The organism is Pedococcus sp. 2YAF34 (assembly GCF_052114585.1).
In the GTDB taxonomy this organism is placed as follows: domain Bacteria; phylum Actinomycetota; class Actinomycetes; order Actinomycetales; family Dermatophilaceae; genus Pedococcus.
In genome coordinates, this window is the sequence record NZ_JBFRFA010000010.1 from 92,278 (window position 1) to 115,965 (window position 23,688).

22 protein-coding genes are annotated in these 23,688 nt (G+C 72.1%); 16 read left to right on the forward strand and 6 right to left on the reverse strand.

The window, feature by feature from the left end; genetic code table 11:
- The 4 genes from AB4Z02_RS07900 (at position 1) to AB4Z02_RS07915 (ending at position 3,286) form a co-directional block, all read left to right on the forward strand.
- Complete coding sequence (locus tag AB4Z02_RS07900; RefSeq protein WP_056882650.1) at positions 1-657, forward strand: acyltransferase; 657 nt, start codon at positions 1-3, stop codon at positions 655-657.
- Positions 658-794: 137 nt separating this feature from the next.
- A complete protein-coding gene (locus tag AB4Z02_RS07905) occupies positions 795-1,337 on the forward strand; it encodes a DUF2231 domain-containing protein (protein ID WP_441970282.1) in 543 nt (180 codons plus the stop codon).
- A 60-nt stretch (positions 1,338-1,397) separates the two neighbouring features.
- A complete protein-coding gene (locus tag AB4Z02_RS07910; RefSeq protein WP_441970283.1) occupies positions 1,398-2,072 on the forward strand; it encodes a response regulator transcription factor in 675 nt (224 codons plus the stop codon).
- Positions 2,069-3,286 carry a sensor histidine kinase gene (locus tag AB4Z02_RS07915; RefSeq protein WP_441970284.1) on the forward strand — a complete coding sequence of 406 codons (1,218 nt, stop codon included), beginning with the start codon at positions 2,069-2,071 and terminating at the stop codon, positions 3,284-3,286. Before AB4Z02_RS07910 ends, AB4Z02_RS07915 begins: the two co-directional genes overlap by 4 nt.
- On the opposite strand, the gene AB4Z02_RS07920 is transcribed toward AB4Z02_RS07915, so the two are convergent.
- Positions 3,273-4,733, reverse strand: coding sequence for a 1,4-alpha-glucan branching protein domain-containing protein (locus AB4Z02_RS07920; protein ID WP_441970285.1), 1,461 nt, complete (start codon positions 4,731-4,733; stop codon positions 3,273-3,275). The genes AB4Z02_RS07915 and AB4Z02_RS07920 overlap by 14 nt on opposite strands.
- A gap of 88 nt (positions 4,734-4,821) precedes the next feature.
- Positions 4,822-5,502 carry a hypothetical protein gene (locus tag AB4Z02_RS07925; RefSeq protein WP_200949186.1) on the reverse strand — a complete coding sequence of 227 codons (681 nt, stop codon included), beginning with the start codon at positions 5,500-5,502 and terminating at the stop codon, positions 4,822-4,824.
- Positions 5,503-5,549: 47 nt separating this feature from the next.
- Here AB4Z02_RS07925 and arfB point away from each other — a divergent pair, with 47 nt between their 5' ends.
- The 3 genes from arfB to AB4Z02_RS07940 all read left to right on the forward strand — a co-directional run bounded on the left by arfB (position 5,550) and on the right by AB4Z02_RS07940 (position 7,979).
- Entirely contained in the window at positions 5,550-6,029 is a 480-nt protein-coding gene (gene arfB, locus AB4Z02_RS07930) for an alternative ribosome rescue aminoacyl-tRNA hydrolase ArfB (RefSeq protein WP_235531347.1), read from the forward strand.
- Positions 6,030-6,205: 176 nt separating this feature from the next.
- Positions 6,206-6,988, forward strand: a complete 783-nt coding sequence (locus AB4Z02_RS07935; protein ID WP_056882655.1) for an electron transfer flavoprotein subunit beta/FixA family protein — start codon at positions 6,206-6,208, stop codon at positions 6,986-6,988.
- Positions 6,989-7,019: 31 nt separating this feature from the next.
- A complete protein-coding gene (locus tag AB4Z02_RS07940; RefSeq protein WP_056882656.1) occupies positions 7,020-7,979 on the forward strand; it encodes an electron transfer flavoprotein subunit alpha/FixB family protein in 960 nt (319 codons plus the stop codon).
- Positions 7,980-8,119: 140 nt separating this feature from the next.
- On the opposite strand, the gene AB4Z02_RS07945 is transcribed toward AB4Z02_RS07940, so the two are convergent.
- A complete protein-coding gene (locus tag AB4Z02_RS07945) occupies positions 8,120-8,965 on the reverse strand; it encodes a GCN5 family acetyltransferase (RefSeq protein WP_441970286.1) in 846 nt (281 codons plus the stop codon).
- A gap of 205 nt (positions 8,966-9,170) precedes the next feature.
- Complete coding sequence (locus tag AB4Z02_RS07950; RefSeq protein ID WP_441970287.1) at positions 9,171-10,622, reverse strand: S8 family peptidase; 1,452 nt, start codon at positions 10,620-10,622, stop codon at positions 9,171-9,173.
- A gap of 166 nt (positions 10,623-10,788) precedes the next feature.
- On the opposite strand from AB4Z02_RS07950, the gene AB4Z02_RS07955 reads away from it, so the two are divergent.
- From AB4Z02_RS07955 to AB4Z02_RS07975, 5 genes are read left to right on the forward strand one after another with little or no spacing between them, the layout of a single operon-like run.
- Complete coding sequence (locus tag AB4Z02_RS07955; protein WP_441970288.1) at positions 10,789-11,976, forward strand: cysteine desulfurase family protein; 1,188 nt, start codon at positions 10,789-10,791, stop codon at positions 11,974-11,976.
- On the forward strand, positions 11,976-13,061 hold the full coding sequence (gene mnmA, locus AB4Z02_RS07960; RefSeq protein ID WP_441970289.1) for a tRNA 2-thiouridine(34) synthase MnmA: 1,086 nt from the start codon (positions 11,976-11,978) through the stop codon (positions 13,059-13,061). The genes AB4Z02_RS07955 and mnmA overlap by 1 nt, the downstream gene beginning before the upstream one ends.
- A gap of 5 nt (positions 13,062-13,066) precedes the next feature.
- A complete protein-coding gene (locus AB4Z02_RS07965; RefSeq protein ID WP_441970290.1) occupies positions 13,067-13,516 on the forward strand; it encodes an MmcQ/YjbR family DNA-binding protein in 450 nt (149 codons plus the stop codon).
- Positions 13,517-13,526: 10 nt separating this feature from the next.
- Positions 13,527-14,513, forward strand: coding sequence for a methionine synthase (locus AB4Z02_RS07970; protein WP_441970291.1), 987 nt, complete (start codon positions 13,527-13,529; stop codon positions 14,511-14,513).
- 5 nt (positions 14,514-14,518) lie between these two features.
- Positions 14,519-15,541 (forward strand): DMT family transporter, encoded by a 1,023-nt coding sequence (locus tag AB4Z02_RS07975; protein WP_082590090.1) that lies wholly within the window; start codon positions 14,519-14,521, stop codon positions 15,539-15,541.
- Positions 15,542-15,566: 25 nt separating this feature from the next.
- Here the strand turns inward: AB4Z02_RS07975 and AB4Z02_RS07980 are convergent, their stop codons facing one another.
- A complete protein-coding gene (locus AB4Z02_RS07980; protein ID WP_056882662.1) occupies positions 15,567-17,066 on the reverse strand; it encodes a long-chain-fatty-acid--CoA ligase in 1,500 nt (499 codons plus the stop codon).
- A 157-nt stretch (positions 17,067-17,223) separates the two neighbouring features.
- Between AB4Z02_RS07980 and ligA the strand changes: the two genes are divergently transcribed.
- The 3 genes from ligA to AB4Z02_RS07995 all read left to right on the forward strand — a co-directional run bounded on the left by ligA (position 17,224) and on the right by AB4Z02_RS07995 (position 21,365).
- On the forward strand, positions 17,224-19,338 hold the full coding sequence (gene ligA / locus AB4Z02_RS07985; RefSeq protein WP_441970292.1) for an NAD-dependent DNA ligase LigA: 2,115 nt from the start codon (positions 17,224-17,226) through the stop codon (positions 19,336-19,338).
- Positions 19,339-19,384: 46 nt separating this feature from the next.
- Positions 19,385-19,843 carry a mycothiol transferase gene (locus AB4Z02_RS07990; RefSeq protein ID WP_441970293.1) on the forward strand — a complete coding sequence of 153 codons (459 nt, stop codon included), beginning with the start codon at positions 19,385-19,387 and terminating at the stop codon, positions 19,841-19,843.
- A 127-nt stretch (positions 19,844-19,970) separates the two neighbouring features.
- Positions 19,971-21,365 (forward strand): tannase/feruloyl esterase family alpha/beta hydrolase, encoded by a 1,395-nt coding sequence (locus AB4Z02_RS07995; RefSeq protein ID WP_441970294.1) that lies wholly within the window; start codon positions 19,971-19,973, stop codon positions 21,363-21,365.
- 63 nt (positions 21,366-21,428) lie between these two features.
- On the opposite strand, the gene AB4Z02_RS08000 is transcribed toward AB4Z02_RS07995, so the two are convergent.
- Entirely contained in the window at positions 21,429-22,226 is a 798-nt protein-coding gene (locus AB4Z02_RS08000; RefSeq protein WP_056882665.1) for a FadR/GntR family transcriptional regulator, read from the reverse strand.
- A gap of 136 nt (positions 22,227-22,362) precedes the next feature.
- On the opposite strand from AB4Z02_RS08000, the gene AB4Z02_RS08005 reads away from it, so the two are divergent.
- The gene (locus AB4Z02_RS08005) at positions 22,363-23,655 is read left to right on the forward strand and encodes an ABC transporter substrate-binding protein (RefSeq protein WP_056882666.1); all 1,293 of its coding nucleotides are present in this window, start codon (positions 22,363-22,365) and stop codon (positions 23,653-23,655) included.
- Positions 23,656-23,688: the final 33 nt, after the last annotated feature.

A 23,688-nucleotide genomic window follows, 5' to 3' on the forward strand; every position in this document is an offset into this window, starting at 1 on the left:
GTGGACGCGGCCGCCGACGCCGACATGTCGCCGGACGAACACGGTGACCGCGCTCCGCGAGGTGCGCACCGACCGCTGCTGTGGTTGCGCTGGGTCGGCTGGGCGCTGTCCCACCGGGCGTTCACCCGCCACCACCTGCTCAGCTACCTGCGCATGGCCCGGGCGAGTGCACGCTGCCCGTCCCTGCGCTTCGAGGGCCCGTGCTTCATCGGCCCCGACGTGCGCTTCGAGGTGCGCGAGGGCTACGGACGGCTCGTGATCGGCGCCTACACCCACTTCGGCGCCCACGCGCGGGTCCGGGCGCACGAGGGCACGCTGCGCATCGGCCCGAAGTCGGTCATCGGCATCCGCAACACCATCAACTGCTGGCTCGACGTCTCGATCGGCGACGCGTGCCTGTTCGGTGACGACGTCTACGTCTGCGACTTCGACCACGTGACCGACAGTCTCGAGGTCCCGGTCAAGGACCAGGGGATCGTGAAGTCACCGGTCCACATCGGCGACGACGTGTGGCTGGGCACCAAGGTGGTCGTCACCCGCGGCACCTGGGTCGGCGACCACTGTGTCGTGGCCGCGGCCGCGGTGGCGCGCGGCACCTACGAGGACTGCTCGGTGGTCGCAGGCGTGCCCGGGAGGGTCGTGCGCCGGCGCGGGTGAGGGCGCGAGCGAGGGCGGGGTGAGGGCGCGGGTGGTCTCGGCGGGCGACATCCTGCCGGTTCTGTCACCGTTTGAGAATCCCTTGAGATTCGCCTGCGAGGCTGGAGGACCCGGCCCCCCACACCAGGAGACCCCCCATGCCCAGCACCGTCCTCGGACTCCCGCTCCATCCGCTCGTCGTCCACGCGGTGGTCGTCATCGTGCCGTTGGCGGCGCTGCTCCTGGCTGCCTCGGCGGTCTCGCCGCGGTTCCGTCGCTGGGCCCTGTGGGCCACGCCGGTCGTCGCCGTCCTCGGGCTGGTGCTCGTCCCCGTCGCCACGAGCAGCGGTGAGGACCTCGAGCACAGCATCCAGTCGACCCCGGCCCTGGAGGCGCACACCGAGCTCGGCGACACGCTGCTGCCGTTCATGATCGTGCTGACGGTCCTGGCCGTCGCCCTGTTCGTCCTCGAGCGCCGCCGCACCATCCCCGTCTCCGACGGCCCGGGTGCTACCCGCGTCGGCGCCCCCAGCGACACCCGCACCGGCCTGGACTCGCCGGTCCTCGTCCGCGCCGTGGCCGTGCTCGCCCTGGTCGCCTCGCTCGCGACGATGGTGCAGGTCGTCCGCATCGGCCACAGCGGCGCCAACGCCGTCTGGAAGGGCACGGGCCAGAGCGCCTCCTCCAGCTCGGACAAGTAGACCCGTACACCCCACCGGAACCCAGAGCCCGAGCCGCCGGCCGCTGTCATGCTTGACGACATGGGCGACCCCGAGCCGATCCCGCTGCTGCTCGTCGAGGACGACCGCGAGCTGTCGACGCTCCTGGTCCGGCTGTTCTCGGGGGAGGGCTACGCCGTCCACGCGGTGCGCGACCTGCAGGCGGGACTGCACGCCGCGATGTCCCGCACCGTCGCCGTCATGGTCGTCGACCGCAGGCTCCCCGACGGCGACGGGGTCGACCTCATCCGGCGGGTCCGCACCAGTGGGGTCGTCACGCCGGCGCTGGTGCTGACGGCCCACGGCTCGGTGCAGGACCGCGTCGAGGGACTCGACGGCGGTGCTGACGACTACCTCGTCAAGCCGTTCGACAGCTCCGAGCTGCTGGCCCGGGTGCGGTCGCTCCTGCGGCGGCACCTGGAGTCCGCGACGGTCGTCCCCCTCGGCGACGCGGCGGTCGACACCGACGCCCACGAGGTGCGGCTCGCCGACGGCTCGCGGGTCGAGCTGTCGCCCGCCGAGACAGCCTTCCTGGCCCAGCTCGCCCGTCGCCCGGCGCGGGTGTTCTCCCGCGACGAGCTGCGCGACTCGCTCGCACCCGGCACCCGCAGCCTCTCCCTCGTCGACACCTACGTCTACTCCATCCGGCGCAAGCTCGGCCCTGCCGTGATCCGTACGGTGCGGGGGGTCGGCTACCGCGCCGGTGAGCTGGGGTGAGCCCTGCCGGGAACCGCTTCCGCCGTGCGCGGCGGCTCATCGCCCTGCAGGCCCTCGGTGGGGTCCTCGCGGGGGTGGCCGTGGCCGGGCTCGTCACCGTGGGGGTGGTGCTGGTGGGCCAGAAGCGCGAGGTCAGGGCCCAGCTCACCGCGCTCGCGGCAGCACCCACGACCGAGGCGGTGCCGAGCGGCACCTTCGTCGTGCGGGTGGACGTCTCGGGGGTGCGCACGGCCTCGCCGGGCGCCCCGGCCTCGCTGCCGAGCCGTGACGACCTGGTGCAGGCGCGCTCCTCGGGACGCGACCTCGACCGGGAGAGCTACGTCGAGGACCGTGAGTACCAGACCCTGACCAGGGTCGTGGACGGTGCGGTCGTGCAGGCGGGGGTGGACCTGTCCCCGTACGAGTCCGAACGGCACCGGCTGCTCGTGGGACTGGCGCTGGCGGCCCTGGGGGCGGGCCTGGTCGCCGCGTGGACCGGCGACCGGCTCGGCCGGCGCACGCTGGCCGTGTGGGACGACGCGCTCGCCCGGCAGCGGCAGTTCATCGCCGACGCCAGCCACGAGCTGCGCACGCCGCTCTCGCGCCTCGCCCTGCGCGCCGACCTGGTGGCGCACGGCATGCGGGCTGACGCCTCCCGGGACGCGCTGGCGCTCGACCTCGTGCTGCTCAGGCAGGAGGCGTCCGCCATGGCCGACATCGTCGAGGACCTCCTGCACGCCGCCGACGTGGAGGCCTCGGAGGAGTCGGGGGAGCTCGTCGACCTCGCGGAGGTGGTGACCGCCGTGGGGGCGCTCAACCGCCAGCTCGCCGACGAGCGGGGTATCGCGCTCACCGTCGACGTCGTCGAGGTGCCCCCGGTGCGCGGGGCCGGGGTGGCCCTGCGCCGGGTGGTCGACGCGCTGGTGGACAACGCGCTGCGCCACGCGACGTCGCAGGTCGGGGTGCGGCTGCGCCCGGAGGGACCCCACGTCGTGCTGGACGTCTCGGACGACGGCCCGGGCATGGACCCCACGGTGGCGCACCGCCTCTTCGACCGCTTCGCCCGTCATCCGACGTCGCCGGGCTTCGGCCTCGGCCTCGCCCTGGTCAGCGAGGTCGTGCACCGGCACGGGGGGACCGTGGGCGTGGTCCCCTCCACCCGTGGCACGACGTTCGAGGTGCGCCTCGACGCCGTCGAGCTCCCCGACCTGTCGCCGGAGGTCAGGGCGAGCTGAGCCGGGCGTCCAGCGCCGGGAAGGTGCGGTCGGTGACGGCCTGTCGCACCGCCTCGAGACCGGCCTCCGCCGTGCGCCCCTGCTCGATGAGGGCCGCGAGGCGGTGGAAGTCGGCCCGGTGGCCCTCGGCCCGGCGCCACGCGTAGTCGACCGACTGCCCGCGGGAGACGAGGAACGCCCAGTCGCTGGACAGGGCGTTCCACAGGGTGAGCAGCAGCTGGTCGAGGTCGGGACGCCGCGTGCCGAGCCGTCCCTCGGCCCGCTCGCACGCCACCACGTCGAGCCACCGGCGCTGCAGCCACTCGTTCTCGTGGGCGAGCTCGGCGACGAGCGGGCCGTCCCACACCGAGTAGTCCTTCCCCGCGCCCCACGAACCGGCCCCGAGGGCGAGCTCGCCGCCGACGTGCCCCGCGGCCAGGGCCTTCTCGAGCGTCGTGACGGTGACGCCCGCGGACCGCAGCGCGCGCAGAGCCCGTCCCAGGAAGCGCGGACCCTCGTGCCACCAGTGGCCGAAGAGCTCGGTGTCGTACGCCGCCACGACGAGCCCGGGGCCGCTGGTCACCGAGTGGGCGTGCTGCAGCCGGTGCCGCACCGCGGCGACGAAGTGGGCCACGTCGCGGTCGACCTGCGCGTCGGCCCGGGCCGGGTCGTACGGCGCCTTGGCGCCACCGGGCGCACCGTCCGCCGAGTGCGTGACCGCCCACAGCCTGATCCCGGTGGCCGCGTCCCGGGCGTGGAAGTCACGGTAGGCCGCAGCCGCCGGGTAGCCGGCGCGGGAGGACCACACCAGGTTGGTGACGGCGAGGTCGCGCGGGACTGCGACGAGGTCGGTGCCCTCCACGCGCCACGCCGCATGGGGGTGACCACCGGCGTCGCGCACCAGCTGCTCGTCGACGACGAAGTGACCGACTCCATTGCGCCACAACGGCTCTGCGAGCTCTGGCCGCCACCCGCACTCCGGTGACCAGATGCCCCGCGGGCGCTCGCCGAGGCGCCACGTGCTGTCAGCCAGGCCGGTCGCCAGCGCCAGCGAGGCCAACTCGGGCAGCAGCAGCGGGAGGAAGGGGTGGGTGCTCGGGCCACCGAGCAGCTCGACCACCCCGGCGTCGCGCAGCGACCGCAGCACCGGCGAGCCGCCACCGCTCCAGCGCCCGGCGAGCAGGTCGGCGGCCGCACTCGCGAGGGCGTGCTCGCGGGCTGCCGCCTCGCGACGAAGGGGGTCGGGGCCGGAGGCCATCTCGGCCGCGCGCAGCTGCGCCATACCGGCCCAGGTCCCGACATCGCGCCGCATCCGCGGGTGGTCGAGCTGGGCCGCCAGCACGGGGGTGACCCCGAGGGTCAGGACGTCGCGGTGGCCCTCCGCGGCGAGCGCGTCGAGCTCGGCGACCAGGGGGACGTAGGACTCGACCCAGGCCTGGAACAGCCACTCCTCGCCCAGCGGCCACACGCCGTGGCCGGGCAGTCAGGGCAGGTGCGAGTGCAGGACGAGGCAGAAGGCGCCAGGCACCGGAGAGCTCACGAGGCACCAGTCTGCCTCAGCGCAGGAGCGACGCTCCCTGCTGGAAGAAGGCCAGCACGGCGTCGGCGCTCCCCAGGTCGCGCAGCGGGCGGGCGGCTCCGAAACTGGCGTTCCAGAACCGTCCGTGCACGGGTTCCCACGGCCCGACGTACGCGTAGGGGGTGGCGATCGTGGCGTCACCGGGGGAGACGCCGTAGTTGGCCCGGTCGACGGTGACGGCGATGTCGAAGTGCTCCGGCCACAGGACGGGCCGCTCGCCAGGTGCCAGGGCCCGCAGTGCCGTGTCGCCCCACGAGAAGGCCTGCGAGACCTCCTCCGCCGCGGCAGGGTCGACCACCAGCCGCTCGTCCGCGGACACGCCGGGTCCGTCGTCGTAGACGCCAGGAGCGGCAGCGGTGAGGCCGAGCTCCGTCGCCAGCTCGGCGCAGGTGCGACCGTGGATGGCACACCGTCGCCCCGACCCGTGGACCAGCTCACCGCCCTCGACGCGCAGGACAGGGTCGGCCACGGTGGCCCAGCCGCCCGGGACGGCGCGCAGTTCGATCGAGCCGCTCACCGCGTACTGCGGACCGGCGAGGACGAGCTCGGCGACGCCGTGCAGCGAGCGCCGGGTGCGGGCGAAGGAGCCCGCATCGACGTCCTTGTCAACGTCCTTGCCCACGTACCCGTCCACGTCCTTCTCCGCGTCACTGTCCACGTCCCCAGTGTGCATGGTCCCGGGTGTGGTGGAGTGGGCTCGTGACCTTGCCCTCGGCCGGCCGGCCCCAGCCCGGAGCCGCCCTCCTCGTGGCTCCGGGACCCGGGCTGCCCCGGGGACTGCGCATCGATGCCGGCGAGCTGACCGAACGGTTCTCCCGCTCGTCCGGCCCCGGGGGCCAGGGCGTCAACACCACCGACAGCAGGGTGGAGCTCGAGTTCGACCCGTCGACCTCCGCCGCGGTGGCCACCCTGCCGGACGAGGTCCGCGAACGTCTGCTCGCCCGGCTCCGCCCGCACCTGGTCGGCGGCAGGCTCCTCGTGGTCGCCTCTGAGCACCGGGCCCAGCGGCAGAACCGCATCGCCGCCCGCCGGCGCCTCGTGACCCTCCTGCGTGAGGCCGCCGCCCCCGAGCCGCCGCCGCGGCGGGCGACCCGCCCCACCCTCGGCTCACGCCGTCGCCGGCTCGAGGACAAGAAGCGGCGCGGGCAGGTGAAGGCAGGGCGGCGCTCCAGCGGCGACGCCTGAGCGGCTCCGTCCCCACGCGGTACCCATCCGGAAGGCGGCGTGGTGGCCGGGTGTGCAGCCCCGTCGCCCACCCGTGGTGAGCGTCACGCGCTGCTGACATGCCCATTCGGAGCACGGGCTGTAAGGATGGCACCTGACCTCATCTCAATCCCTACCTGGAAGAGGACGATCAGCGCATGAACATCGTCGTCTGCGTGAAATACGTGCCGGACGCACAGTCCGACCGCACCTTCAACGACTCCGACAACACCACCGACCGCGTCGGTGTCGACGGTCTCCTGTCCGAGCTCGACGAGTACGCCGTCGAGGAAGCCCTCAAGATCGTCGAAGCCGGCGAGGGCGAGGTGACCGTGCTGACGGTCGGCCCCGACCAGGCCGCCGACGCCCTGAAGAAGGCGCTGCAGATGGGCGCGCACCAGGCCGTCCACGTCAACGACGCCGCGATCCACGGCTCCGACTCCGTGGCCACCTCGCTGGTGCTCGCGGAGGCCGTGAAGAAGATCGGCACCCCCGACCTCGTGATGACCGGTATGGCGTCCACCGACGGCACCATGAGCGTCGTCCCGGCGATGCTCGCCGAGCGCCTCGGCCTGCCGCAGGTGACGTTCGCCTCCGAGCTGACCGTCGACGGGTCCACCGTGACGATCCGCCGCGACGGCGACGCCGCGTCCGAGACCATCGTCGCCTCGCTGCCCGCGCTGGTCTCCGTGACCGACCAGATCAACGAGCCGCGCTACCCCTCGTTCAAGGGGATCATGGCCGCGAAGAAGAAGCCCGTGCAGACCTGGTCGCTCGCCGACCTCGGCGTCGACCCGTCGCAGGTCGGCCTCGACGCCGCCTGGACCAAGGTGGAGTCGTTCACCAAGCGCCCGCCGCGCGAGCAGGGCCAGATCGTCACCGACGAGGGTGACGGCGGCGCCAAGCTCGCGGAGTTCCTGTCCGCGCAGAAGTTCGTCTGAGCCGGCCAGAGACAGAAGGAAAGGAACACCCATGGCTGAAGTACTCGTCCTGGTCGACCACGCGAACGGCACCGTCCGCAAGACCACCGCTGAGCTCCTGACCATCGCCCGCCGCCTCGGCGAGCCCTCCGCCGTCTTCGTCGGCGAGGGCTTCGAGGCCGCCAAGGAGGCGCTCGCGAAGTACGGCGCGGAGAAGGTGTACCGCGTCGAGTCCGCCGACGTCACCGACCACCTCGTGGCCCCGCAGGCCGAGGTGCTCGCGCAGCTCGTCGCCTCCGCCTCGCCCGCCGCGGTGCTCATCCCGAGCAACTCCGCCGGCAAGGAGATCGCCGCGCGCCTGGCCATCAAGACCGAGTCGGGCCTGATCACCGACGCCGTCGACGTGCAGGCCGGTGAGGGCGGTGGCGTCAAGACGGTGCAGTCCGTCTTCGCCGGGTCCTACTCCGTCACCTCGACGGTCACCAAGGGCACGCCCATCGTCACGGTCAAGCCCAACTCGGCCGCCCCCGAGGAGGCCGCGGGAGCCGCTGCCGACGAGGTCGTCGAGGTGAGCATCTCCGACGCCGCCAAGGCCGCGAAGATCACCGAGTCCAAGCCCAAGGAGGCCACCGGCCGTCCCGAGCTGACCGAGGCCGCCATCGTCGTCTCCGGCGGTCGTGGCACCGGCGGCGACTTCTCCAAGGTCGAGGAGTTCGCCGACTCGCTCGGCGCCGCCGTCGGTGCGTCCCGTGCCGCCGTGGACGCCGGCTGGTACCCGCACACCTCGCAGGTCGGGCAGACCGGCAAGCAGGTGTCGCCGCAGCTCTACGTCGCGTGCGGCATCTCCGGCGCCATCCAGCACCGGGCCGGCATGCAGACCTCGAAGACCATCGTCGCCGTCAACAAGGACGAGGAGGCGCCGATCTTCGAGCTCGTCGACTTCGGCGTCGTCGGCGACCTGTTCACCGTGCTGCCCCAGGCCACCGAGAAGGTGCAGGCGGCGAAGGGCTAGCCCGCAGCCACCGCTCGAAGGGCCCCCGACCACACCGGTCGGGGGCCCTTCGACGCATGGCGCGGGGGCTCCATACGCCGCCGGCCTGTCTCGGTGAGCGCGAGGTGTCGCCATGGGACCGTGGTTCCGGCACTTCGCGCTCACTCAGCGTGCCAGACCCAGTTCTGCCGCACGTAGAGGTCGCGGAAGCCCGCCCGGCGCATGTTGTGCAGCGACGGGTTGTGCTGTCCCTCGCACTCGGCCCAGGTCTCGGCCACCATCAGGCGCGCCCCTGCTGCCCTGGCGAGCTCGACCCGGCGGTGGAAGAAGGTGGACTGGGCGCCGCGGCCCCGGGCCTTCTCCAGGGTGGCGGCCCCGCAGAACGACGCGAGGTCGCCGGTGAGGTAGAGGTTGGCCCCCGCTACGACCTCGTCCCCGTCCCACGCGGCCAGGGGGTGGAAGGACGGGTTGTCGAGCACCGCGGCGACCATGTCGGCGAGGGGTCCGACCGGCATCCCGAAGCCCACGCAGTACACCTCGCCCCACGCCCTGGCGTCCTCGCGGGTCACGGGTCCGACACGCAGGTCGGTGGTTGCCCCAGGTGCGGGGGAGGCGTCACGGACGAGCTTGACCCAGCTGCTCCCCGCCACGATCCCGTGGGCTGCGCAGAGGTCGTCCCAGTCCTGCGGCAGGGCCTGGGGCGCGACCTGCAGGCAGGCCACGCCGCTGCCGCTGTCGCGGTAGAAGTCGAGGACGGAGTCCAGCACCTGCCCGGTGACCGGCTCGGTGAGGCCCAGACCGAGCGACTTGTTCCAGTAGCCACCGGCGGGGTCGTGGCGCATGGCCAGGGCGACCCCACCGGCGATGCGGGTGGTCGAGATCCCGAGCTCTCGCGCCACGTGCGGCGGCGCCCCCGACTCGAGCGCGTACATGAACTCGGCCTCGGCGGTCTCCGCGTCGGCGCACTCCGAAGCGGTGGGTGCGGCAGGCGGTGTCGCGTCGTCCATGGGGGCCTCCTGCTCGGGACGCTCAGCAGGCAGCGTAGGTCCGGGCCGCGGTGGCGGGATCCGCCGAAGGGACGACCACGACGGCACCGCGACCCTGTACCCACGGCCCCGTACCCGCGATCCCGTACGAGCGACCCCCGAACGCACGAACGCCCCGGACCACGCGCGATCCGGGGCGTTCGGCGTCACTCCGCCGGGTTGGTGGTCAGCGGAGGGCAGTGGCGGCCGCGACGACGTCGACCAGGCCGTGGCCCTTGTCGAAGCTCGTCGTGCCGTTGGTGCCGTTCTCGTAGGGGGCGCCGTCGGTGTACTTGTACGCCGTCGACTCGATGGCGGCCTCGACCTGCGCCGGGGTCGCGGACGGGTTCGCCTGGAACAGCTGGGCGACGATGCCCGCGATGTGCGGGGTGGCCATCGAGGTGCCGCTGATGGTGTTGTAGTCGCCGCCGTCCTTGGGGTCGAGGCCCGTGGTGCAGATCGGCAGGTAGATGCGGCACGAGCTCGTGATGTCCTCACCCGGGGCCGAGATGTCGGGGTAGGTCGACTGGTCGCCAGCCTTGCCACGGCTGGAGAAGTCGGAGACGGTGCCGTTGCGGGTGCCGGTGTTCTGGTCGAAGTACGACGCGACCGAGAGGATGCCGGGGGTCGGGTCCATGCCGGGGGGGTTGGACAGCGAGGCCGAGCCGTCGCCGCCGTCGTTGCCGTTGGCCCAGACCGTCACCACGCCCTCCTTGACGAGCTGGCGCTGCAGCTTGACGGTTGCTGAGTTCGGGTCGAACGCGCCACCGCCGGTGGGGCCGTAGGAGTTGCTGGTCACCTTGATGGGCGGGCACTTCGCGACGGACACGCCTGCGCCACACGGTGCGGCGTGGTTCTCGAGCACCCAGTTGAGGGCGGCGTCCGCGCCGACGATGAACAGCACGGCACCGGTGCTGATGCTCACCAGGCTCGAGCCCGGGGCGGCGCCGTGCATCTTCGTGCCGTCGGACAGGGTGACGTCGCGGCCGGCGACGATGCCGTTGACGTGCATGCCGTGGCCGCCGACCGACAGCAGGTCGGTGTTGAGCGAGCCCGCGTCGACCGGTGCGCACGTGCTCTCGGTGAGCGGTTCGCACACCATCTTGAGGTTCTTCATCACGGCCGAGGAGCCGTCGGGGTTCTTCAGGAACGGGTGGCTGGGGTCGACGCCGGAGTCGATGACGGCGACGGAGACGCCCTTGCCGTCGAGGCTGGTGCCGTCGGCGCCGCTGAGGGTGTTGCGCGCCTCCTCGCCGCGGGTGGCGACGTTGGAGGTGGCGAGGGTCATCTGGATGGGCTGGTTGCCCTCGACGTAGGTGACGCCCGGCTGGGCGCGCACTGCCTGAACCTGGGCGGGCAGCCCGGTGGCGACGACCACGCCGATCTTGTCGAACGTCGTCACCTGACGCAGGCCCGCCGCGGAGACGGCCCGCTGCGCGGCGGCGGTGTCCGTCCCGTGGACGAGCACGGTGGTCGGGGTGGCGGCCTGGAGCACGCCGAGCTGGGTGGTGAGCCACGGCTGGACGGGTGCCAGGGGCTGTCCGGCGGGCAGCAGCCCGGCCGAGGCGGGGGCGGCGAGGGCCACGGTGGCCAGCGCGGCGGCGGCGAGGGCGGCTCTGGTTCTTCTCACGGTGCGCATGCGGTTCCCTTCGAGGAGCGACCAGCATCGGTGGTGGTCGGCCGTACCCGGTCCAACGACGGCCCGCGGACGTGGTTACGCCCCTCGCGGGTATGGGACTGGTCAGGAACCGCCGGCCCGTGCTCGCGCCGTACGGGATCCCCGCGGTCACGCGTAAACTCTGCTGGTGCCCGCCTACCTCGACCACGCCGCGACCACGCCGATGCTCCCGTCGGCCGCTGCGGCGATGACCGAGCAGCTGGCCGTCACCGGCAACGCGTCCTCGCTGCACACCAGCGGCCGCCTCGCGCGCCGGGTCGTCGAGGAGTCCCGCGAGCGGATCGCAAGGGCGCTGGGGGCGCGGCCGTCCGAGGTCGTCTTCACCTCCGGGGGCACCGAGTCCGACAACCTCGCGGTCGCCGGCACGTGGACCGCCCGCCGGGACGCCGATCCTGCACGGATCCGCATCATCGCCAGCGCCATCGAGCACCACGCCGTGCTCGACTGCGTCGACCACCTCGTCAGCCACGAGGGGGCCAAGGTCACCTGGGTCGAGCCGGATCCCGCCGGGGTCGTCACCGTCGACGCCGTCCGCGCCGCCATCGACGAGGACCCCGGCTCGGTCGCGCTCGTGACCGTGATGTGGGCCAACAACGAGGTCGGGACCATCCAGCCGGTGGCGCAGCTCGCCGCGCTCGCCCACGAGCACGGCGTCCCCTTCCACAGCGACGCCGTGCAGGCCGCGGGCCACGTGCCGGTCGACTTCGCCGGCAGCGGGCTCGACCTCATGACCGTCACCGGGCACAAGGTCGGCGGGCCGCTCGGCGTGGGTGCGCTCGTCGTCAAGCGCGACGCAGTGCTGGTGCCGCAGACGTTCGGAGGCGGGCAGGAGCGGCAGGTGCGCAGCGGCACCCTGGACGTGCCGGCGATCCGCGCCTTCGCCGTGGCCCTGGAGGAGTCGGTCCGTGCCCTCGACACCGAGACCCCGCGCCTGGTGGCCCTGCGCGACCGGATCGTCACCTCGGCCGTCGACATGGGCTACGACATCACCGTGACCGGCCCGTGGGAGCCGGGCGACGCCAAGCACCGGCTGCCGGGCAACGCCCACCTCCTCGTGCCGGGATGTGAGGGGGACTCGCTCCTCTACCTGCTCGACGCTGCCGGGGTGGAGTGCTCCACCGGCTCGGCGTGCCAGGCGGGCGTGCCACAGCCGTCGCACGTCCTGCTCGCGATGGGGCTCCCTGAGAGCTCCGCGCGTGGCGCCCTGCGGCTCACCCTCGGGCACACGTCCACCGATGCCGACGTCGACGCCCTGCTCGCGGCCCTCCCGGCTGCGGTCGAGCGGGCGCGCCGGGCCAGCGGGTTGGCCGGCTGATGCGCGTCGTCGCCGCGATGTCCGGGGGAGTCGACTCGGCCGTCGCCGCAGCCCGGATGCTCGACGCCGGGCACGAGGTGGTCGGGGTGCACCTGGCCCTGTCGCAGAGCGCCGCGACGCTGCGCGAGTCGGCCCGCGGGTGCTGCACCATCGAGGACGCGGGCGACGCCCGCCGGGTCGCCGACATGCTCGGGATCCCCTTCTACGTCTGGGACATGGCCGCGCGCTTCAAGCGTGACGTCATGGAGGACTTCGTCGCGGAGTACTCCGCGGGGCGCACACCCAACCCGTGCCTGCGGTGCAACGAGAAGATCAAGTTCTCGGCGCTGCTGGACAAGGCGGTCGCCCTGGGGTTCGACGCGGTCGCCACGGGCCACTACGCCCAGGTGGTCGAGCGCCCCGACGGGGTGCGTGAGCTGCACCGGGCCGTAGACGCCGACAAGGACCAGTCCTACGTCCTCGGTGTCCTCGACGCCGACCAGCTGGCCCGGGCGTTCTTCCCCCTGGGCGACACCACGAAGCCCGACGTCCGCGCCGAGGCGAGGGAGCGGGGCTTCTACGTCGCGTCCAAGCCCGACTCCTACGACATCTGCTTCATCGCCGACGGCGACACCCGTGGCTGGCTATCACAGCGGCTGGGGGAGCAGCCCGGTGACATCGTCGACGCCGCCAGCGGTGACGTGGTCGGCTCGCACTCCGGGTCCTACGGCTACACGGTCGGCCAGCGACGCGGCCTCGGTCTGCCGCGCTCGCAGCAGGACGGCGAGGCGCGCTACGTCGTGGGGGTCGACGCCGCCACCAACACCGTGACCATCGGCACCTCGGACCTGTTGGGGGTCAACGCGATTCGCGGTGACCATGCCCGATGGTGCGGCACGGCCCCTGAGGGCGTGGTGCAGGTCGGCGCGCAGGTCCGCGCGCACGGCGAGGAGGTGCCTGCGCAGGCCTGGGCCGCAGGTGAAGACGTCGAGGTGCGGCTGTCCACGCGGCTGCGCGGGGTCGCTCCCGGCCAGTCGGTCGTGCTGTACGACGGGACGCGGGTCGTGGGTTCGGCCACGATCGCGTCGAGCTGGCTGGAGCGCTGAGCGGTATGGCGCCGGGCGACGGGCGCCTGGGACCGCGCCTGGCGCGGGTCCGGGCGCTGTGCCTGGCCCTCCCCGCGACGGAGGAGCGCACCTCGCACGGCGAGCCCTGCTGGTTCGCCGGCGGGAAGAAGATGTTCGTCATGGCGGCACAACGGCACCACGACGAGCGGGTGGCGTTCTGGGCTGCTGCGCCCGAGGGCGTGCAGGGCTCGCTGGTCGCCGCCGAGCCGGAGCGCTACTTCCGGCCGCCGTATGTCGGGACCCGCGGCTGGGTCGGGGTCTACCTGGACATCGAGGTGGTCGACTGGGACCGCGTCGCCGGGGGTCGTCGAGGACGCCTGGCGGCAGGTCGCGCCGAGACGCCTGGTCGCCGAGCACGACGCCGGCTGACCGCTCAGCTCGGGCAGGCTCCGCACGCCCCTGCCGTGACGGGGGCTGTCGGTGGCGCGGACTAGAGTCCTGCCCGTGGCGCGCGCAACCGGTATCGGCTCTCTTCCCGGCACCGACATCCGCGAGGCCCTGCGCGGTGTCCGCGAGATCCTCGCCGTCGACGACCACCTGCCCTACCTGCCAGAGCTGCCCGCACGAGGACCCGGCGCCGACATGGTTGGCCGGGCTGCGAGCCTGCTCGTCGACCTCCACGTCGACCTCCAGCCCGCGGGATGGCGCCTCGTCGAGCGCCCGGGTCACGACGCGGCCCGCACGGCCGCCCTGTGGCGCCAGGACCTCGACGAGCTGGCCGAGGCGTTCGACGGCTGGGAGGGCGACCTCAAGCTGCAGTGCACCGGACCGTGGACCCTCGCTGCGAGCCTCGAGCTGACCCGTGGTGAGAAGGTCCTGGCCGACCCCGGCGCGGTCCGTGACCTCACCGGCTCGCTGGCCGAGGGAATCCGCCTCCACCTCGACACCGTCCAGCGGCTCGTGCCCGGGGCGCGCCTGGTCCTGCAGGTCGACGAGCCCTCCCTGCCCGCGGTCCTGGCGGGGCACCTGCCGACCGCGTCCGGCTACGGCTCCCTGCGGGCGGTCGATCCCCAGCGCGCCATGAACGGGCTGCGCGACGTGCTGGCCGCCGCAGGCGAGCGGCCCACGGTCGTGCACTGCTGCGACCGCGCCGTACCCACCCCCCTCCTGCGTGCCACCGGGGTCGGTGCGGTGGCGATGGACGTCACCGACCTCACGCCGCAGCGGTGGGAGTCGGTCGCGGCGACGACGGAGGAGGGGGTCGCCCTCTGGGCCGGGTGCCTGGCCACCGACGGCTCGGGCACCACCAAGGCCGCCGCCCAGCTCGTCGAGCGCGGATGGCGCGACGCAGGTCTGTCGCCGCGCGGCCTGGCCGACGTCGTCGCGACCCCGACCTGCGGGCTCGCCGGACTCACACCCCAGGGGGCCTGGGGCGTTCAACGCAGGGCGGTCGAGGTGGCCGCCGAATGGACCGAACGAGCCGAGGGCTGAACCGCATGAGCAGCACCACCAACACCACGAACAGCAGCCCGGGCGGCCTCGGGACGCCCGCCGCGACCACGGCGCCCGCCACGCGTGTGCCCTGGCAGGCGAAGTACCTGATGCTGGCCCTCATCTGGGGCTCGAGCTTCCTGCTCATGAAGGTCGGGCTGCGCACCCTCGCACCGCTGCAGATCTCGGGGCTGCGCATCTACGCCGGCACCCTGACCCTGCTGGCCCTGCTCGCGGCGACCGGCGGCCGGCTCCCGCGCGAGCGCCGCACCTGGGGACACCTGACGGTCTCAGGCATCTTCCTCACGGTGCTGCCGTTCAGCTTGTTCGCGCTGGGGGAGGAGCGGGTCTCCTCCGCCCTGGCCGGCATCGGCAACGCCACGACCCCGATCGCCGCGCTGTTCTTCGCCCTCCTGCTGCTGCCGAGCGACCGGCTCTCGCCGCGCAAGCTGGCCGCCGTGCTGGTCGGGTTCGTCGGCGTCGTGGTCATCCTCCAGCCGTGGGAGTCGACGGGTCGTCCCGACCTGCTCGGCTTCGGCATGACCCTGGTGGCCGGTGCCTGCTACGGCCTGGGCTGGACCTACAACCGCCGCTACCTCGGCGGCGCCGACCTCGGCGGCCTGTCCATGCCCACGGCGCTGCTCGTCGTCGGCTCGGTGCTCATGGTCCCGGTGCTGCTCGTGTGGTGGGCCCTGCACCGGGATGGGTATGCCGCGCCGTGGAGCGGCCACGCCGACCCCACAGGGGGTGGCTGGTGGCCGCCGCTGCTCTGCGTCCTCGCCCTGGGCATCGTCGGGACCGGGCTCGCCTACATGCTGCAGTTCGACGTCGTCCGTGGCGCCGGAGCCACCGTCAGCACGACCGTCACCTACCTCATCCCGGTGGTCAGCGTCGTGCTCGGGGTCGTCGTCCTCGACGAGCACCTCGCCTGGCCGCAGCTGCTCGGGGCGGCCATCGTCCTGGTCTCGGCCGTCGTGGTGGGGCTGCCCGCCCGCCGCCGCAGGCAGCCCGCTCCGTCACCCGCCTGAGGACCCGCCCGCGGCTCGGCGGCCCTCAGGCGGAGGGCTTGTGCACCTCGCGCCGCAGGATCTTGCCGGTGGCGCCCTTGGGCAGCTCGTCGACCTTCCAGAGGTGGCGGGGGTACTTGTACGCGGCGATCTTCGACTTCACGAACGCCTGCACGTCCTCGAGCGTCGTCTCCGCACCGGGTCGCAGGGCGACAGCCGCGCCGACCTCCTCGCCGAGCAGGTCGTCGGGGACCGCGACGACGGCGGCCTCGAGGACGTCGGGGTGCTCGTACAGCACCTCCTCGACCTCGCGGGGGTACACGTTCATGCCACCGCGCAGGATCATGTCCTTCTTGCGGTCGACGATCGTGAAGTAGCCCTCCTCGTCCATCGTCGCGAGGTCCCCGGTGCGGAACCACCCGTCGGGGATGGCCTCAGCGGTCGCCTCGGGGTTCTGCCAGTAGCCCTTCATGACGTTGTCGCCGCGGATCGCGATCTCGCCGACGCCGTCGCCGGGCGGTACGTCGTTGCCCTCGAGGTCGACCAGCTTCATCTCGCAGCCGGGGATCGCGACGCCGATGGTGCCGGGCTTGCGCTCGCGCATGGGCATGTTGAACGAGGCGACCGGCGACGTCTCCGAGAGCCCGTAGCCCTCGAGGATGACGCAGCCGAACTTGTCCTCGAACGCCTTCATCACCTCGTGGGGCATGGCCGACCCGCCGGAGCAGCAGGTGCGCAGGTGGGTCGCGTCCATGGCGTCGGAGTCCGGGTGGTTGAGGATCGCGGCGTACATGGTGGGCACGCCCATCATGATCGTGACCTTCTCGTCGTTGATGACCTTGATGGCCTCGGCCGGGTCGAAGCGCGGGATGAGGGCGAGGGCGGCACCGGCGATCACCGCGGCGTTGAGCCCCACCACGAGCCCGAACACGTGGAACAGCGGCAGGCAGCCCATGACCACGTCGTCGGGCTTGGTCTCCTGGATGTCGACAGCGCTGCGGTGGGCGTTGAGGTGGACGTTGCTGTGCGTGAGCTCGGCGCCCTTGGGCCGGCCAGTCGTGCCAGAGGTGTAGAGCACGATGGCGGTGTCGTCGTCGGCCCGCTCCACGGGCTCGGTGATGGGCTCCCCGTCCTCGAGGGCGCCTTCCTCGGGGCCGAGCGGCCCGCACTGCACGATGCGCGTGCCCGAGCTCTTCGCGCCCTCGGTCGCCTCGGCCACGAAGTCCGGCCAGACGAACGCGACCTTGGCCCCGGAGTTCGTGAAGAAGAAGTCGATCTCGCCGGCCTTGAGGAGCGGGTTCATCGGCACCACGATGGCCCCCGCGAGCAGCGACCCGAAGAACACGACCGGGAAGGCCGGCACGTTGGGCAGGATGATCGCGACCCGGTCGCCCGGCTCCACCCCCGCCGCCCGCAGCGAGCCGGCGACCTTGGCCGCCATGCCGTGCAGCTGGGCGTAGCTCAGGTCGTTGCCCCTGAACTTGATGGCGGGCTGGTCCGGCTGCTTGGTCGCCGTCGTGACCAGGTTGGTGGCGAGGTTCGTCATCGGTGGCTCCGCATCGTCGGGGACGTGTCGTGCACATCCTCGCCCGTCGCGACGGGTTTGGCTACGCGTCGGTACGGCGTGTGCATCCGTACCCCGCCAACGCCGGACGGTGCGGGGGAGTGCCGCCACCGCCCGCCCGTCGGTGGTGTGCGGCAGGATGGCTCGCGTGAGTGAGATCGTCTCCAGCACCGTCCCCGACCAGGCCCGGCACGAGTGGGTCGACCTCGCCGAGCAGGCGTCCGCGGCCCAGTTCGCCTACCACGTCAAGGACGCCCCGACGATCAGCGACGGGGAGTACGACGCCCTCATCCGCCGGCTCAACGAGCTCGAGCACGAGCACCCCGAGCTGCGCACCCCCGAGAGCCCCACCCAGCAGGTCGGCGGCGCGGTGTTCTCCACCGACTTCCAGGCCGTCGACCACCTCGAGCGGATGCTGTCGCTCGACAACTGCTTCTCGCCCGAGGAGCTGGCCGCGTGGGCGGCACGGGTGACCCGCGACGCCGGCACCGACGACCTGCACTTCCTGTGCGAGCTGAAGATCGACGGCCTGGCCGTCAACCTCCTCTACGACAAGGGGCGTCTGGTGCGGGCGCTCACCCGTGGCGACGGTCGGACGGGCGAGGACGTCACCAACAACGTGCGCACGATCGACGGCATACCCCACCAGCTCGCGGGCACCGGGCACCCGGCGCGCGTCGAGGTCAGGGGAGAGGTGTTCTTCCCCGTGGAGGCGTTCGCCGACCTCAACGCCTCGCTGGTCGAGGCCGGCAAGGCGCCGTTCGCCAACCCCCGTAACTCCGCCGCAGGGTCGCTGCGCCAGAAGGACCCGCGGGTCACCGCGAGCAGGCCGCTGCACATGCTCGTCCACGGCATCGGGTTCCGCGACGGCCTCGAGCTCACCCGCCAGTCGCAGGCCTACGAGCTGCTGCGTGAGTGGGGGCTGCCGATCTCCAGCCACTACAAGGTGCTCGACACCCTCGAGCAGGTGCAGGAGTTCGTCGTCCACTTCGGCGAGCACCGGCACAGCGTCGAGCACGAGCTCGACGGGATCGTCGTCAAGGTCGACGAGGTGGCCGTCCAGCGCCAGCTCGGCTCCACCTCGCGGGCACCCCGCTGGGCCATCGCCTACAAGTACCCGCCCGAGGAGGTGAACACCAAGCTCCTCGACATCCAGGTCAACGTCGGCCGCACGGGTCGCGTCACCCCGTTCGGCGTGATGGAGCCGGTGCTCGTCGCGGGGTCCACCGTGGAGCGCGCCACCCTCCACAACGGTGACGAGGTGCGGCGCAAGGGCGTGCTCATCGGCGACACCGTCGTGCTGCGCAAGGCAGGCGACGTCATCCCGGAGATCCTCGGCCCGGTCGTCGAGCTGCGCGACGGCACCGAGCGGGAGTTCGTGATGCCCACGCACTGCCCGTCGTGCGGCACCGAGCTCAAGCCCGAGAAGGAGGGCGACAAGGACATCCGCTGCCCCAACGCCCGGACCTGTCCCTCGCAGCTGCGCGAGCGGCTGTCGAGCCTCGCCGGTCGTGGCGCGTTCGACATCGAGGCGCTGGGTTGGGAGGGGTCCGTCGCGCTGCTCGACTCCGGGGTGCTCGAGGACGAGTCGGGGCTGTTCTCGTTGCGGGAGAAGGACATCGCCCAGGTCCCGCTGTTCACCCGGGCGGCGAAGAAGACCGACCCCGAGGACCAGGTCGTCGACGGCCGCGTGCTGTCGGCCAACGGTCGCCGCCTCGTCGACAACCTGCAGGCCGCCCGCACCCAGCCGTTGTGGCGGGTCCTCGTTGCCCTGTCGATCCGCCATGTGGGGCCCACGGCCGCCCGTGCCCTGGCGCAGCACTTCGGCTCCATGGACCGCATCCGCGAGGCGAGCCTCGAGGAGCTCGCCGGGGTCGAGGGCGTCGGTGGGGTCATCGCGGAGGCCGTGCGCGAGTGGTTCGACGGCCCTGCCGGCGACTGGCACACGCGCATCGTCGACCGCTGGGCCGCCGACGGCGTGCGGATGGAGGACGAGCGCGACGAGTCGGTCGAGCAGACCCTCGCGGGGATGACCGTCGTGGTGACCGGGTCGCTCGAGGGGTTCTCCCGGGACGAGGCGAAGGAGGCGATCCTGGCCCGCGGCGGCAAGGCCTCCGGGTCGGTCTCCAAGAAGACCGACTACGTCGTCGTCGGTGAGAACGCCGGCTCCAAGGAGGACAAGGCCCGCGAGCTGGGCCGCCCGATCCTCGACGAGGCGGGGTTCCGCCGGCTGCTCGAGACCGGGCAGGCATGACCTCGATGCAGGGTGCTCCACAGGCCGGTGGAGGAGGGAGGGCGTCGTGATCGACGAGAAGACCTACCTGCGCTTCTGTGACGAGGCGCTCGTGGCCATGCGCGACATCGTCGTCGAGCTCGGTGACGACCTGGCCAACCGCCGACCGGACCTCCCCGGCGCCAACACCCCTTTCGCGATCCTCACGCACTGCCTGGGCGTCGCCGCCCGCTGGGCCTCGACCGTCAACCTCGGCGAGGTCGTGCCACGCGACCGCGACGCCGAGTTCACCGCCTCCGGAGCAGTGGCCGACCTCGCGACCGACACCGACCGCACCCGGATCGCGTTGCAGGAGTGGGTGTCCCGCTCCGACGTGCATGCGCCGCCGGCCAACCCCACCCACGAGCGCGACGACTGGTACGCCGCGACGCAGGGCGGGGTGCTCATGCACGTCTACGAGGAGCTCGCCCAGCACCGCGGCCAGCTGGAGGTCACCCGCGACCTGCTGCAAGCGCTGCCGCAGTAGGCCGGTCAGCTCCGAGCACGGCATGAGGGCGGACGCGCCTGCCCTGCGAGCGGCACATGGCCCACCTCCCGTTTGTGTGCCTGACCCACATTGAGCAGGGCCGTTCCCCGGGCGAAGCATGAGCCGCATGCGCCCGACAACGACGTCACGCCGGCGGATCGCCGCCCTCGCCACGACTGCCTCGCTCGCCCTCCTCGGTGGGCTCGCGACGGCCGCTCCCGCCTCGGCGGACAAGCCCCAGGGCGGTCACTGTGCCCGCCAGTCCAAGATCCGCGTCCCGGGTGCCGAGGTGCAGACCCTCGCGTGCCTCGACGACCTCACGACAGCCGGGACGGTGGCCTCGGGCCACACCAACCCGGGCGACTGGGCCGGCCTCAACGCCGCCGGCACGGTCAACCCCACCGGAGTGCCGGGCATCCAGGTGGACGGGTACTTCCCGGACACCTCGACGACCAACACCAACCACGGCTGGAACCACGACGCCCAGTTCGTCCTGCGCATCCCCGACCACTGGAACGGTGGCCTCGTGGTCAGCGGGGCTCCCGGCGTCCGCGCGCAGTACGCGAACGACTTCATCATCAGCGACTGGGTGCTCAGCAAGGGCTACGCGTTCGCCTCGACCGACAAGGGCAACACCGGTGCCTCGTTCTACGACGACGGCAGCAGCCCCGGCGGCTCGATCCGCGAGTGGAACTCCCGCGTCACCGAGCTGACCCTGGCGTCGAAGACCACGCTGCGGCAGGTCTACGCCAAGGCGCCGAGCCGCACCTGGATGGTCGGCATCTCCAACGGTGGCTACCTCACTCGCTGGCAGCTCGAGAACCGTCCCGACCTCTACGACGGCGGCATCGACTGGGAGGGCACGCTGTTCCGTGCCGAGGGTCCCAACCTGTTCACCTATTTGCCGACGGCGCTGAAGAACTACCCGAAGTACGCGGCCACGGGCGACCAGGCTGCCCACGACGCGATGATCGCGGCCGGGTTCGCCCCCGGGTCGGAGTTCCTCTGGGCCTTCCACTACTCCTACTACTGGGACCTGACGCAGCGGATCTACCGGGAGGAGTTCGACCCCTCCTTCGACGGTTCGCTCAAGGCGGGCGTGCCATTCTGCGCCAGCGGGACGCCGAGCTGCGACGCCGACTACGACTACGCCTCACGGCCGCAGGCGGTCAAGGACGCGGTGGCCTCGGTGTCCCTGACGGGGAAGATCGGCAAGCCGATGCTGACCGTCCAGGGCACGCTGGACACGCTGCTCCCGGCGGCGACTGACGCGGACGTCTACGACCGGCTCGTCGACCAGGCCGGTTCTGGCTCGCTGCACCGCTACTACTCGGTGGAGGACGGCACCCACACCGACGGCCTGTACTCGGCGTACCCCGACAAGCTGCGGCCCCTCCTGCCCTGTGCCCGCAGCGCGTTCGACGCCCTGACCGGCTGGGTCGAGCGCGGCACGCCCCCGCCGGCCGACGGCTTCGTGGCCAGGCCTGCGAGCGGCGACATCGTCAACACCTGCGCCCTCTGAGGGCGGATCAGTCCGGCCGCACGCCGGCTGGGCGGTGGGTGAGCCCCGGCCCACCCTGCGCGGTCACTCCGCGGCGGTTCCTCCGGGAGCCGCCGCGGTGCCGCGGACGTCGCTGGCCTGCTCCTGCCAGATCGACTTCGTCTCGGCCATGGTCCGGTCCATGATCCGCACCATCCGCTCGCGCGCGGTGTCACTGTCGTGACGCTGGATCGCCTGGGCGACGTCCACGTGGAACTGGAGCGCGTCGACGTGGGGGTGGTGGGGCATGAGGCCGTAGGCGTGGCGACCGGTGAGCACCTCGGCGATCGGCTGGTGGAGGTGCTCGAACATCTCGTTGCGCGAGGCGGCCAGCACGCGCCGGTGGAAGTCGATGTCCAGGGCGAGGAACAGGTCCATCTCCCCGGACTGGCCCGCCTCCCACATCTGGGCGGCCAGTGCGACGAGCTCGCTGGCCTCGCGTGGCTGGGCGCGTTCGGCAGCCAGGGCCGCCGCTGCCGGTTCGACCGCCGAGCGCAGCTCCGTGATGGTCCTCAGCTGGCCGATGCGCCCCGCTCCCGCGAGCCGCCAGCGGATCACGAGCGGGTCGTAGACGTTCCACCCCCGCGGGTGCTGGATGATCGTGCCCACCCGGCGCCGGGACTCGACCAGGCCCATGGAGGCCAGCACCCGCAGCACCTCGCGCACCACCGACCGCGAGACCGCGTGCTCCTCGGCAAGGTCCTCGATGAACAGCACGGTGCCCGGTTCGAGCCCGCCCCCGCAGATGGCCGTGCCCAACGCCTCGAGGAGCCGGGAGTGCAACCCGGTCAGCTCTCGTCGGCCGTCGTCGGTGCCGGAGGTCTCCTGCGCCGTCTGTGCCATGGACAAAGCATACTCATGAGGCGGAAGTGCTTGCATAAAGCAGATGTATGAGCCTAGCATCGACGAATCAGCAGACGTAGGAGTCTGCTCGGCGACGGTTCCAACGGCGGAACGGCCAGGCGAGAAGGAGACAGTCGTGAGACGTCAGCCAGTAGTCATCAGCACCTCTCTGGCCGTGGTCGCGGCTCTGGGGATGTCGGCCTGTGGTGGAGGGGACGGCGGTGGGTCGGGTTCCAAGACCGTCCGCGTGACCCTGGCCAACCACGTCTGGACCGACAACATCAAGAAGGCCCTGCCCGAGTTCGAGAAGCAGTCCGGCCTGAAGGTCGAGATCACCCAGCTCGGCGAGGACCAGCTGTCCGACCAGTACAACGTCAAGCTCAACGCCGGCTCCTCCGACATCGACGTGATGATGTACCGCCCGTTGCAGGAGGGGAAGCTGTTCGCCAAGAACGGCTACCTCGCCGACCTCACCGACGACGTCAAGGCCAGCAAGGACTGGAACTGGGGCGACTTCCAGCAGGGGCCGGTCCAGTCGAGCACCTACAAGGACAAGGTCGTGGGTGTACCGACGATCACCGAGCAGGAGGTCCTCTACTACCGCAAGGACCTGCTGAAGAAGTCCGGCATCGCCAACCCGCCCAAGACGCTGGACGAGCTGAAGACCGACGCGGCCAAGGTCGCCAAGGACAACCCCGGCGTCGCAGGGTTCGTGGCCCGCACCGGCAAGTCGGCCGCGGTCACCCAGTTCTCGAGCTTCCTCTACAGCTTCGGGGGTGAGTTCATCGGCGACGGTGACAAGGCGGCGGTCAACAGCGACGCGGCCAAGCAGGCCTACGCCTTCTACGGCGGGCTCATCAGGGACCACGGGCCCAAGAACGTCAGCACGGACATGAGCTGGCCCGAAGCCATGGCCATCTTCACCCAGGGCAAGGCCGCCTTCTACACCGAGGCAGACTCGCTCTACAAGAACGCCACCGACAAGGCCAAGTCCAAGGTCGCCGACACCGTCGGTTTCGCGCCGTTCCCCGCCGGCCCGGCCGGCTCCAAGCCGTACAACGTCCCGTCGTGGGCCCTCGGCGTCAACGAGGCCTCCAAGAACAAGGACAACGCCTGGAAGTTCATCCAGTGGGCCACGAGCAAGGAGCAGACCCTGGCCAACCAGAAGTCGGGGGTCCCCGGGGCGCGCACGTCGGTGTGGTCCGACCCCGAGGGGACGTCCACCTACCCCAAGGACCTCGCCGCGGCGATCGCCGTCAGCACCCAGAACGGTGTCGGTCACGACCGGCCGCTGGTGGTCAAGGTGCCCGAGGCACGGGAGATCGTGGGCCAGCCGATCGTCGACGCCATCACCGGCAAGGACCCGGCCGCCTCGGCGGACGCGGCCAACGAGGCGTTCCAGAAGCTGCTGGACGACGAGAACAAGTGACGCGAGCCGCGTGGTCGGGACTGCGGTCCCGAC